This window comes from Sporosarcina saromensis (assembly GCF_033253735.1).
GTDB classification, from domain to species: Bacteria; Bacillota; Bacilli; order Bacillales_A; family Planococcaceae; genus Sporosarcina; species Sporosarcina saromensis.
In genome coordinates this window covers 43,378-54,274 of sequence record NZ_JAUBDI010000024.1, presented here as the reverse complement: position 1 = coordinate 54,274, position 10,897 = coordinate 43,378, and the positions used below count along the sequence as shown (strand labels likewise).

Genomic DNA, 10,897 nt, shown 5'->3' with positions numbered 1-10,897 from the left:
GCTGGGTAGCTATGTATGGACGGGATAAATGCTGAAAGCATCTAAGCATGAAGCCCCCCTCAAGATGAGATTTCCCATTACGCAAGTAAGTAAGATCCCTCAAAGATGATGAGGTAGATAGGTTCGGGGTGGAAGCGTGGCGACATGTGCAGCTGACGGATACTAATCGATCGAGGACTTATCCTTTAAGAAAAGCGGAGACGACCGCATAGGCGCGACAAGCATAAGACGGCCTGCAAGGAGTGGCATAGCCACGGGAGCAGGATGGCTTATGACCTCGAGCGACTGGGAGTCGAAGCTGGACAATGTTAATTTAGTATGGTTGAACTTGTGTTTAGCAACAATGTTGGTTTTATCCGGTTTTGAGCGAATAAAAATAAATTATTTTTAAAAAACGCTTGCAATATTGACCAGATTTGATATAATAAATCTTGTCCTGTGAAAAACAGTCTAGTGACGATAGCGAAGAGGTCACACCCGTTCCCATACCGAACACGGAAGTTAAGTTCTTCAGCGCCGATGGTAGTAGGGGGCTTCCCCCTGTGAGAGTAGGACGTCGCTGGGCAGTCATTTACAAGATGACTGAATGTAACAACCGTAAATTAGTTGTTACTGATTATTCCGCAGTAGCTCAGTGGTAGAGCAATCGGCTGTTAACCGATCGGTCGTAGGTTCGAGTCCTACCTGCGGAGCCAATTGGAGAGCTGTCCGAGTGGCCGAAGGAGCACGATTGGAAATCGTGTAGACGGTTAACGCTGTCTCAAGGGTTCAAATCCCTTGCTCTCCGCCAGTTTACTTTACTTATTATATGGCCCCTTGGTCAAGCGGTTAAGACACCGCCCTTTCACGGCGGTAACACGGGTTCGAATCCCGTAGGGGTCACCATTTACTACTTAGCATTACAAAGCAAAAGAAGGAACGTACAACAGTACGTGACCGAGTGACCGAGTGAGTGAAAGAAGCTGACAAAGAGATGCGCAGCTTATCACGCTTTAAACTTGGAGGATTAGCTCAGCTGGGAGAGCACCTGCCTTACAAGCAGGGGGTCGGCGGTTCGAACCCGTCATCCTCCACCATTAACTTAAACGCAACATGTGATTTGTATAATTTCCTAAAAGGAAATTATAACAACATCTTATGAAACACTGAAAGCGTAGGATTTAAAATTCCTACAACTATTATTATCGCGGGGTGGAGCAGTGGTAGCTCGTCGGGCTCATAACCCGAAGGTCACAGGTTCAAATCCTGTCCCCGCAACCAAATGGTCCCGTGGTGTAGCGGTTAACATGCCTGCCTGTCACGCAGGAGATCGCCGGTTCGATCCCGGTCGGGACCGCCATATGTGGCTCAGTAGCTCAGTCGGTAGAGCAAAGGACTGAAAATCCTTGTGTCGGCGGTTCGATTCCGTCCTGAGCCACCATTTTTATATAGTGATGCCGGTGTAGCTCAGTTGGTAGAGCAACTGACTTGTAATCAGTAGGTCGTGGGTTCGACTCCTATCGCCGGCACCATTTTTCCCTTGGTGGGGTAGCGAAGTGGCTAAACGCGGCGGACTGTAAATCCGCTCCCTCCGGGTTCGGCGGTTCGAATCCGTCCCCCACCACCATTATACAGGGGCATAGTTTAACGGTAGAATAGAGGTCTCCAAAACCTTTGGTGTGGGTTCGATTCCTACTGCCCCTGCCATTACTGTTTAATTCAATATGATGGCGGTCGTGGCGAAGTGGTTAACGCATCGGATTGTGGTTCCGACATTCGGGGGTTCGATTCCCCTCGTCCGCCCCATTCACAGCAATTATCCAAAATGAATATAGTTCTATTATGGCGGTCGTGGCGAAGTGGTTAACGCATCGGATTGTGGTTCCGACATTCGGGGGTTCGATTCCCCTCGTCCGCCCCATTTACTTTTTGGGGTATAGCCAAGCGGTAAGGCAACGGACTTTGACTCCGTCATTCGTTGGTTCGAATCCAGCTACCCCAGTTTCGCGGAAGTAGTTCAGTGGTAGAATACGACCTTGCCAAGGTCGGGGTCGCGGGTTCGAATCCCGTCTTCCGCTCCACTTTTCATACGGCGGCATAGCCAAGCGGTAAGGCACGGGTCTGCAACACCCTTACCACCGGTTCGATTCCGGTTGCCGCCTCCAGTTTTATGAACGCTGTGTATTTGAATATGCCCGAGTGGTGGAATGGCAGACACGTCGCACTCAAAATGCGATGCCGCGAGGCGTGCCGGTTCAAGTCCGGCCTCGGGTATCCACACTTACGAGATACAACCTAGGTTGTATCTTTTTTTATTGGAACCATCCTGAAAAACGCTTCTCTCTGTCTTTATGAAGAGGAAGCGTTTTATGCTAGGGGCATATCTAAGTTTAGTTCATAATGAACTTAAGCCTGATCATTCTCTAATGCAATAGAAGTTTGACCTGCATGCAGCACAAAAGACTCAGCTTCTCCGCCACTCATGCTCGTAAACATCTTGCCGCTCGCTTGAAGAAGTTGAAGGGCTTCTGTTGTGTCCATAGATGGCCGTATAAAGAAAATCTGTATCGCTTCAGTCGTTTCTGCTGTCACTGCTGTTCTGACAGAGTCCACATAAGGACTACCAAAAGGACTGTAATCGTCTTTCAGTAAGAGAAGACGATTTAATGAATTGGGACGACCGTTTAAGCCATCATAGCTGTCGTCTTCATTACCTTGTGTCAGTTGAATATCACCTACAATTTTCGCCAAATCGTAAATCCCGATCGGTATTTCATATTGAAGCGAGAAGAATGTATTTAAATCGACAGCGGTATGCACTGATTGAAGAAACTCTTGTTTCTTTATTCTTCTAAAAAGGGATTCTACTGAAGGACGATAGCGGTTTGGATCCGCGCCAAGGGCTTTCCAAACCACTCGCCATTCTTGTATGTTTGCAAACTCAGTTAATGGTTTAGTGTCCAGCTCGAAATAAAGCTGTTCTTGAAATAATTGGAGCCTACCTTTTAACATTTGAGGAGATTCTGATACGGTAATTTTGGTATAATGGTTAATGCCGATTTTTACATGTGGTAGGATGGTTAAGAGTTCTTTGTCTATTTGAATGTTCAAGCCGATCACCCTTGTTATCTTTTTGTCAATCATATCATAAAGGAGGCGAAACGTTGTGAAGGTCGCTCAGCTTCAACAATCGATAAGAGAGTATGCACATGCAATCGGAATTGATAAAATTGGCTTTACGACGGCAGCCCCTTTTCTTGAATTGAAGAACCGATTAAAAAGACAACAGGAATTGGGGTATCAATCCGGTTTTGAAGAAAGTGATGTTGAAAAACGGACGGAACCGACGTTATTGCTCGATCAGGCTGAGAGTATCATCGCCATTGCAGTAGCTTATCCATCAAAAATGGATGCTTCTCCGAAAGGAAAGAAAGGAGAGCGTCGTGGAATTTTTTGTAGAGCTTCATGGGGGATGGATTATCATGTAGTGCTCCGTGAGAAGCTACAATTGTTGGAAACGTTTATTGCTACACAAGTACCCGACGCCAAGATGCGTTCTATGGTCGATACGGGTGAATTGGTGGACCGTGCGGTAGCGGAACGAGCAGGAATTGGCTGGTCTGCGAAAAACTGCTCCATTATTACACCGGAGTTCGGCTCATACGTCTATTTAGGTGAGATGATCACGAATATTCCATTTGCACCGGATACCCCAATGGAAGATGAATGCAAAGATTGTACGCTTTGCTTGGATGCCTGTCCGACGGGAGCACTCATTCAAGGAGGGCAATTGAATGCACAACGTTGCATTGCATTTTTGACTCAATCCAAAAAGCCGATTCCCGAAGAGTTCCGTGCGAAAATTGGAAACCGTATTTACGGTTGTGATACGTGCCAGACGGTTTGTCCGAAAAATAAAGGGAAATACAATTTGCATCAGGAAGCATTTGCGCCAGAACCTCAGTTGACCAAGCCGCTATTAACACCGATGTTAAAGTTGACGAATCGTCAATTTAAAGAGTCCTTCGGTCATATGTCTGGTTCGTGGCGAGGGAAAAATCCGATACAACGGAATGCAATCCTTGCGCTTGCCCATTTTAAGGAAGAAGCATCAGTTCCTTTATTAGCGGAGCTTCTTGTAAGTGATCCGCGCCCTCTTATTCGAGGAACGACTGCTTGGGCGTTAGGAGAGATTGCTACTGCAGAAGCGATTGAGGCAGTCCAGCAAGCATTGCAAACCGAAGAGGATCCTGGTGTACGTATAGAGTTGAATAATGTACTTGAATCTGAACAAAGGAAGTGCTGAAATGGCGATACATGTCGCGCTATTTGAACCGCTCATACCAGCGAATACAGGAAATATTGCACGAACATGTGCAGGAACAGGAACGAAGCTTCATTTAATTGAGCCGCTTGGCTTCTCAACCGACGATAAAATGTTGAAACGGGCAGGGCTTGATTACTGGGAGCATGTTGAGATTACGTATCATGCAGGCATCCAACAACTATTTGATGCTTTTCCGGAAGGGGAGTTTTACTTCATTACAAAGTTTGGTGAAAAGACCTATTCGAACTTTGATTTTACCTCTCCAACAAAAGATATTTTCTTCGTTTTCGGGAAAGAAACGACTGGGTTGCCTCCGGAAATCATTGAGCAAAATAAAGAGACATGCCTCCGGATACCGATGAATGAACATATTCGTTCGTTGAACTTATCAAATACAGCTGCCATCCTTATTTATGAGGCGTTACGACAACAATCATTTTTGGATTTACAATAAAAAACGGGACAGCCTTATGTAAGGCGTCCCGTTTTTTAGTACTTATTTCTTTACTTTACCAGGCTTGTCTTCGTACCCACCTGTAAAGATTGCAGATAGGAACGCGAAGCATACGGCCATGATTAGAATTAGGTTCATGAAATGTACCTCCTGTAAAAAAATCATTAGTCCTTTGTATAGTATACCCTAAAGTAACTGGAAAAGAAATGACCGCGATATGAAATTGTGACAATCTCCTTAACAATCAAATCGATTGTTCGCAATATCGTTTTTTTATCGTTACAATTAAGGAAATTAGTGGCGAAGGAGTGTGTCATGCAATGAGCTATTTTGCCGGCAACATTATATTGAATAATGGGATCGCCATGCCGCAACTCGGTCTTGGTGTCTATAAGATGACAAATGCTGAAGAAACAGTTATAGCGATTCAGACAGCTTTGCAATATGGCTATCGGGCAATTGATACTGCTTCCATTTATGAGAACGAAGTGGAAACTGGTGAAGCGATTCGTCTATCAGGCATCCCGCGAGAAGAGTTGTTCATTACCTCAAAAGTTTGGAATGCGGAGCAAGGATATGACGAGACTTTACGTGCTTTTGAACAATCGCTTAAGAGAATAGGCGTAGACTACTTGGATCTCTATTTGACGCATTGGCCGGTCGCTGATAAGTACGTAGATACGTACCGTGCGATTGAACGCTTATATGAAGAAAAGCTTATCCGTGCAACAGGAGTGTCCAATCATCATATTCATCATTTAGAGCGTGTGTTTGAAGTGGCGAATGTAAAACCGATGGTCAATCAAATTGAGTTGCACCCGAAGCTTACACAAGAACCGTTACGTCGTTTTTGTAAAGATCACGACATTACTGTGACGTCTTGGTCTCCATTGGCAAGAGGACAGCTTCTCAATGATCCTGTGCTTACCCAAATAGGCTTGTCGTACGGCAAAACACCGGCACAAGTCATTATCCGTTGGCATTTGCAACATGGATTGGTCGTCATTCCGAAGTCTGTTACGCCTGAGAGAATCCGCTTGAATATTGACGTTGGTGATTTTCAGTTAACGACAGCGGATATGATGAAGATTGACGCGCTTAATCGAGATGAACGGACGGGCACGAATCCAGATTCGTATGATAATGAATAGATGTTAAAGAAAAGGACAACATCCCGAGCGGTAAGATGTTGTCCTTTTTCACTATTCTATTGTTATGGACTCGTTTGTGAAGGGGTGTACAAAGGAAACTTGTTTAGCGGTTAAACGATATTGGCTGTCAGGTGTTTCGCTCGCTCCGTACAATGTATCCCCGACAACCGGATGGCCGATATGAGCAAAATGGACGCGAATCTGATGCGTACGACCGGTCTCAAGCATTGCATCTACTTTTGTCGACTGCTCCAAACGTTCAAGCACTTTGAAGCGTGTAATTGCATCTTGGCCATTTGGAGAGACTCTGCGTCGAGTTGGGTGATGGCGATCGCGTCCGATTGGATACTGAAGCGTGCCTTTGACGCGATTCAAACGACCTTCGACCTCTGCTTCATACATCCGTGTAATTTTACGCTCTTCAATCATTCGATCGAATAGAGCCTTGGCAATTGGGTGTTTGGCTACAAGCACGATACCTGCTGTTCCTTTGTCCAAACGGTGTATATGCTCTGCGTAATATCCATCGTCTTGGCTGACGTGATCCATGATTGCGTTCATGAATGTGCCACCGGTATCAGCTTTGTCAGGATGGACGGCGATGCCTGCTGGCTTATAGGCTGCAAGTAGATGCTCGTCTTCAAAGAGAATTTTAACAGTGTCTATTTTCTCTTTCGTATATGTCGATTGTGCATCACTGAAACGGATGACGAGCTTCGTACCCGCTTCAAGCGGGAGACGCCAGTCCAAAGGTTCCCCGGAGAGAACCGTCACAGCTTTGTCCATCCGTAGCTGATGTACGGTCTTTTTACCTGCTTGCCATTGATTGCGTAGCAAGTCTTCAATTGTCGTCTGGTCCTGCTGGATTGTGAATTGGATGTTTAACATGTTTTCCTCATTTTTCTTCATCGTAGGCGTCAAAGAACGCTTGGATGTCTTGTTCTGGATTTTTAGGGAGACCGACTGAGCGGGCAACTTCTTTCCCATCTTTGTAATGGATCAACGCTGGCCAAGATGTAATGCCATATGGCTGCGCTTCATTTTTGAACTCAAGCATATTGTATTGATAAACGTGAATGTCATTTTTTTCTGCAATTGGCATCAGAATAGGTGTCATCTCCATACAATATGGGCATTCAGGTGAGAAGAAATAAGCAGTGACAGACTCACCAGACTTGACTTTTTCATATAATTCGTCTGGTAGGACAATGTTGCTGTAATTTTCATTACCGAGCAAGCCAATTGTCGATTGCTCCAAGTCTTCTTTGCCGTATGGATTGTGTTTCAGCTTTGTTTCATTCGATTGGTTATTCAAAAAGATGAGCAGACCGAAAATCACGACAATAATTCCACCGATGATTAGTAGTTTTTTCAATTTACTTAGACTCCTTTTGCCATTTCATTAAAAATAGGCTGGTGATAAAAATCAGTACGAATGCCACGAGTGCCATGAACGGAATGGTGATGAACCCCAAGTAGTTCACGTATTGGCCTGTACAAGGTACATCTCCACATGCAGGTGCATTAGCTTGTAGAAAGCTCAGTTTTTGTAAGCTGTAATGGTAGAGAGAAATCGATCCACCGACGAGAGCAAATACCGCGGTCGTCAACGCGATCTTGGCATTTTTCTCAAACAACCCGATTGCAGAAATCAGGACAAGTGGGTACATCAGGATCCGCTGATACCAACAAAACGTACACGGCGTAAAACCACGAACTTCCGAAAAGTACAAGGAGCCGAGCGTAGCGATGAGGGCTATTGTAAAAATAAAAATTAGACCGTTTTCCAACCGTTTATCCATCGTGTCAACTCCAGTTCTACAGACTACCTTTGATTATAAAGTGTGGAATGAAACATGTAAAATAATCGGTACGACAGGATTCGAAGGCTAGGTTGGTGGGTAACTATAAAAGAAGAGGTGAAAAATGTGAGTGAAGAATTTAATGATGTCTCCCCGTTTGAGATGAGTATGGTCGTCCGTCAATTGGAACGGTCAGATATTGCCAAAATCCTGGCGATGCAAAAAGTCTGTTTTCCCGGTATGGAGCCGTGGGAGGAAAGTCAATTACTTAGTCATCTGGCAATCTTTCCAGAGGGACAATTTGTGGCGGAACTGGATGGGGAGATTATCGGGTCTTGTTCAAGCCTAATTGTCAACTTTGACGAATACGATGACCGCCATACGTGGGATGATATTTCTGCGGAAGGCTATATTACGAACCACAATCCTGAAGGGTATAATTTGTACGGCATCGAAGTGATGGTGCATCCGGATTATCGGAGAATGAAAGTCGGACAACGCTTGTACGATGCCCGGAAAGAATTAGCTCAACGTTTGAACTTGAAATCTATTATTATTGGTGGGCGTATTCCAAACTATCATCGGTTTGCACATGAAATGACGGCAAGGGAGTATGTGTCCGCGGTTTCCCGACATAAGATTTATGATCCTGTCTTGACGTTCCAAATTATGAATGACTTTACACTCATGCGGGTGAACCCCAATTATTTGCCTGATGATAAAGCATCAAAGAAATATGCAACGTTAATGGAATGGAACAATGTTGATTACAAAGCAACGACGAAACGCCATTACAAAACAAGTTATCCTGTACGGATTTGTGTTGTTCAATATTTGATGCGCAAAATTTCTTCGTTCGAAGATTTAGCCCATCAATGCGAGTACTTTGTCGATGTAGCGTCTGATGCAAATTCGGATTTTGTTGTGTTCCCGGAAATTTTTACGACTCAACTTATGTCCTTTTTGGATGAACCCTCTCCAAGTCGAGCTGTGCGCAAAATGACGGAATATACGCCTCAATACATTGAACTGTTTACGAATTTAGCTGTTCGTTACAATGTGAACATTATCGGCGGTTCGCATTTTGTAGAGGAAGACGATGAAGAGATTTATAACATTGCGTATTTATTCAGACGGGATGGGTCAATTGAAAAGCAATATAAGATTCATATTACGCCAAATGAACGAAAATGGTGGGGGATTAGTGCGGGTGATTCGGTCAGGGTATTTGATACGGATTGCGGGAAGATTGCGATTCAGGTCTGTTACGATATCGAGTTTCCTGAACTTGCACGAATTGCGACGGACAAAGGTGCGATGATCATCTTTACTCCGTTTTGTACCGAAGACCGCCAAGGCTATTTGCGTGTGCGTTATTGTGCGCAAGCCCGCGCTGTTGAGAATCAAATCTATACGGTCATTTCGGGTACAGTTGGAAACTTGCCACAAACGGAAAATATGGACATTCAATACGCACAATCCGCAATTTTTGCGCCTTCTGATTTTGAGTTTGCGCGTGATGGCATTGTAGGAGAGACGAATGCAAACTTGGAAATGGTGTTAATAGGGGACGTGGATTTAGAAATTTTACGCCGCCAACGACAAGATGGTACAGTGAAACAGTTAAAAGACCGTCGTCATGATGTGTACCGAGTGGAGTATAAAAAGGAATAATTATCTAATCGGAGAGGTGTGGAATGAAATCGCTCCATACGAAAAGCATTGATTGGCAATTATGTATCCTAACGTTTGTTAGGATAGTACCATGTCTGAGTGGATAGCTTAAATACGATATAAAAAAGGACTGTCTGAGAAAATCTAGACAGTCCTTTTATCATTACGATTCAACCGACAAGTCGGCTGTGTTGTTCATTTCTTCTTCTGTTTCGTGTTTCATCGCTTCCAAGTAAAGGATGTGATGACCTTCGACGTCTTTTACGGTAAATTCGTAGCCTTGTTCAATGATTTTCTCACCTGGCACGGCTTCAAAGCGTTCGGACATGAACCATCCGCCAATTGTGTCGATGTCTTCCTCTACAATGTCGATATTTAACACTTCATTGACGTTTTCGATTAACATCTTCGCGTCAAAAATATAATGGTTTTCGTTGATCATTTGTACTTCAGGTACTTCATCTATGTCAAATTCGTCTTGGATTTCTCCAACAATTTCTTCTAAAATATCTTCAATGGTGACGAGTCCAGCAGTTCCACCATATTCATCCATGAGGACTGCCATGTGAATACGTTCACGTTGAATCTTCAGTAGCAGATCTCCGATAGCCATCGTTTCGATGACGCGAATAATCGGCTGCATGTATTCACTGACGGGCTGATCGCCCGTGGAAGGGTCTTTAATGAAAGCTGTTAACAGGTTTTTCATATTGACCAAACCGATGACGTGGTCTTTGTCTCCGTCTGTGACCGGATATCTCGTAAACTGTTCGACACCTAACATTTCAAACATTTCACGCAACGTCGTATCTTTTTCGACGGTAATCATTTCTGTACGTGGCACCATGATTTCTTTTGCGACACGGTCGTCAAATTCGAAGATTTTATTCACAAATTTATATTCTGATTGGTTAATTTCCCCGCCTTTTAAGCTGTCTGAAAGAATGAGACGTAATTCATCTTCAGAGTGGGCGACATCCGATTCTGACACTGTCTTGTATCCGAATAGGCGCGTAATGAGTCGCGCTGATCCATTCATCCCTTTAATGACAGGGTACATGATCATGTAAAATCCGATGAGGGGTTTGGCAAATGATAGCGTAATGGCTTCCGCCCGTTGAATTGCGATTGTTTTTGGTGCCAATTCACCTACAACAACGTGTAGGAATGTCACGATTGTAAAAGCGACAATGAAAGAAATGAACGTTGCGATATTCGGTGCTAATTCAAAATGGGCGAATATCGGTTTCAAAAGGAGTTTTACTGTCGGTTCTCCTAACATACCAAGACCTAAGGCAGTAATTGTAATCCCTAATTGACAAGCCGATAAATACTCATCTAAATTACTCACTACTTTTTTAGCAGTGACCGCTCTTCGGTTCCCTTCTGCTACAAGCTGATTAATACGCGTTGTTCGTACTTTCACGATTGCAAATTCACTCGCAACAAAAAATGCGGTGAGTGCGATCAAGGCAGCAAATGCTGCCAATCGTATGGCAATTTCCAAATA

At 44.1% G+C, this 10,897-nt stretch carries 9 protein-coding genes, 16 tRNA genes and 2 rRNA genes; 22 read left to right on the top strand and 5 right to left on the bottom strand.

The features are described from left to right. The 18 genes from QT711_RS17360 to QT711_RS17275 form a co-directional block, all read left to right on the top strand. Positions 1-186, top strand: a 23S ribosomal RNA gene (locus QT711_RS17360); the annotation flags it as partial. A gap of 263 nt (positions 187-449) precedes the next feature. Next, positions 450-565, top strand: a 5S ribosomal RNA gene (rrf, locus tag QT711_RS17355). Positions 566-620: 55 nt separating this feature from the next. Next, positions 621-695, top strand: a tRNA-Asn gene (locus QT711_RS17350). A gap of 3 nt (positions 696-698) precedes the next feature. Then, positions 699-790: transfer RNA gene (locus tag QT711_RS17345), tRNA-Ser, on the top strand. A gap of 20 nt (positions 791-810) precedes the next feature. Further along, positions 811-885, top strand: a tRNA-Glu gene (locus QT711_RS17340). A 115-nt stretch (positions 886-1,000) separates the two neighbouring features. Then, positions 1,001-1,076: transfer RNA gene (locus QT711_RS17335), tRNA-Val, on the top strand. Between the two features lie 109 nt (positions 1,077-1,185). Further along, positions 1,186-1,260: transfer RNA gene (locus tag QT711_RS17330), tRNA-Met, on the top strand. Between the two features lie 3 nt (positions 1,261-1,263). Continuing rightward, a tRNA-Asp gene (locus tag QT711_RS17325) sits at positions 1,264-1,339 on the top strand. Positions 1,340-1,344: 5 nt separating this feature from the next. After that, a tRNA-Phe gene (locus tag QT711_RS17320) sits at positions 1,345-1,420 on the top strand. Positions 1,421-1,435: 15 nt separating this feature from the next. After that, positions 1,436-1,511 (top strand) — tRNA-Thr (locus QT711_RS17315). Between the two features lie 10 nt (positions 1,512-1,521). Next, a tRNA-Tyr gene (locus tag QT711_RS17310) sits at positions 1,522-1,606 on the top strand. A gap of 6 nt (positions 1,607-1,612) precedes the next feature. After that, positions 1,613-1,686, top strand: a tRNA-Trp gene (locus tag QT711_RS17305). Between the two features lie 23 nt (positions 1,687-1,709). After that, a tRNA-His gene (locus QT711_RS17300) sits at positions 1,710-1,785 on the top strand. Between the two features lie 39 nt (positions 1,786-1,824). Beyond that, a tRNA-His gene (locus tag QT711_RS17295) sits at positions 1,825-1,900 on the top strand. A 9-nt stretch (positions 1,901-1,909) separates the two neighbouring features. Continuing rightward, a tRNA-Gln gene (locus QT711_RS17290) sits at positions 1,910-1,981 on the top strand. 4 nt (positions 1,982-1,985) lie between these two features. Then, positions 1,986-2,060: transfer RNA gene (locus QT711_RS17285), tRNA-Gly, on the top strand. Positions 2,061-2,070: 10 nt separating this feature from the next. After that, positions 2,071-2,144: transfer RNA gene (locus QT711_RS17280), tRNA-Cys, on the top strand. Positions 2,145-2,172: 28 nt separating this feature from the next. Next, positions 2,173-2,253 (top strand) — tRNA-Leu (locus QT711_RS17275). Between the two features lie 132 nt (positions 2,254-2,385). Here QT711_RS17275 and QT711_RS17270 read toward each other — a convergent pair. Next, complete coding sequence (locus tag QT711_RS17270) at positions 2,386-3,090, bottom strand: B3/4 domain-containing protein (RefSeq protein ID WP_398296310.1); 705 nt, start codon at positions 3,088-3,090, stop codon at positions 2,386-2,388. A 55-nt stretch (positions 3,091-3,145) separates the two neighbouring features. Between QT711_RS17270 and queG the strand changes: the two genes are divergently transcribed. From queG to QT711_RS17255, 3 genes are all read left to right on the top strand, one after another. Then, the gene (gene queG / locus QT711_RS17265) at positions 3,146-4,285 is read left to right on the top strand and encodes a tRNA epoxyqueuosine(34) reductase QueG (protein ID WP_317946342.1); all 1,140 of its coding nucleotides are present in this window, start codon (positions 3,146-3,148) and stop codon (positions 4,283-4,285) included. Between the two features lies 1 nt (position 4,286). Beyond that, a complete protein-coding gene (trmL, locus tag QT711_RS17260; protein WP_317946340.1) occupies positions 4,287-4,760 on the top strand; it encodes a tRNA (uridine(34)/cytosine(34)/5-carboxymethylaminomethyluridine(34)-2'-O)-methyltransferase TrmL in 474 nt (157 codons plus the stop codon). Positions 4,761-5,080: 320 nt separating this feature from the next. After that, positions 5,081-5,911: an aldo/keto reductase gene (locus QT711_RS17255; RefSeq protein WP_317946338.1), complete on the top strand. Its 831-nt coding sequence runs from the start codon at positions 5,081-5,083 to the stop codon at positions 5,909-5,911. 51 nt (positions 5,912-5,962) lie between these two features. Here QT711_RS17255 and QT711_RS17250 read toward each other — a convergent pair whose 3' ends face one another. Genes QT711_RS17250 through QT711_RS17240 form a run of 3 tightly spaced genes read right to left on the bottom strand, consistent with a single transcriptional unit; the run spans position 5,963 to position 7,713 of the window. After that, entirely contained in the window at positions 5,963-6,799 is an 837-nt protein-coding gene (locus QT711_RS17250) for an RluA family pseudouridine synthase (protein WP_317946336.1), read from the bottom strand. A 7-nt stretch (positions 6,800-6,806) separates the two neighbouring features. Continuing rightward, complete coding sequence (locus QT711_RS17245; RefSeq protein ID WP_317946335.1) at positions 6,807-7,286, bottom strand: thioredoxin family protein; 480 nt, start codon at positions 7,284-7,286, stop codon at positions 6,807-6,809. Between the two features lies 1 nt (position 7,287). Beyond that, on the bottom strand, positions 7,288-7,713 hold the full coding sequence (locus QT711_RS17240; protein ID WP_317946333.1) for a disulfide oxidoreductase: 426 nt from the start codon (positions 7,711-7,713) through the stop codon (positions 7,288-7,290). 126 nt (positions 7,714-7,839) lie between these two features. Here QT711_RS17240 and QT711_RS17235 point away from each other — a divergent pair, with 126 nt between their 5' ends. Then, positions 7,840-9,387 carry a GNAT family N-acetyltransferase gene (locus QT711_RS17235; RefSeq protein ID WP_317946331.1) on the top strand — a complete coding sequence of 516 codons (1,548 nt, stop codon included), beginning with the start codon at positions 7,840-7,842 and terminating at the stop codon, positions 9,385-9,387. A gap of 163 nt (positions 9,388-9,550) precedes the next feature. On the opposite strand, the gene QT711_RS17230 is transcribed toward QT711_RS17235, so the two are convergent. Next, positions 9,551-10,894: a hemolysin family protein gene (locus QT711_RS17230; RefSeq protein WP_317946330.1), complete on the bottom strand. Its 1,344-nt coding sequence runs from the start codon at positions 10,892-10,894 to the stop codon at positions 9,551-9,553. Between the last annotated feature and the right edge of the window lie 3 nt (positions 10,895-10,897).

Excerpts from the sequence above, each read along its gene's own strand:
- QT711_RS17255 (WP_317946338.1), top strand. The coding sequence starts at position 5,081 with ATGAGCTATTTTGCCGGCAACATTATATTGAATAATGGGATCGCCATG.
- QT711_RS17250 (WP_317946336.1), bottom strand. The coding sequence starts at position 6,799 with ATGTTAAACATCCAATTCACAATCCAGCAGGACCAGACGACAATTGAA.
- trmL (WP_317946340.1), top strand. The coding sequence starts at position 4,287 with ATGGCGATACATGTCGCGCTATTTGAACCGCTCATACCAGCGAATACA.
- QT711_RS17240 (WP_317946333.1), bottom strand. The coding sequence starts at position 7,713 with ATGGATAAACGGTTGGAAAACGGTCTAATTTTTATTTTTACAATAGCC.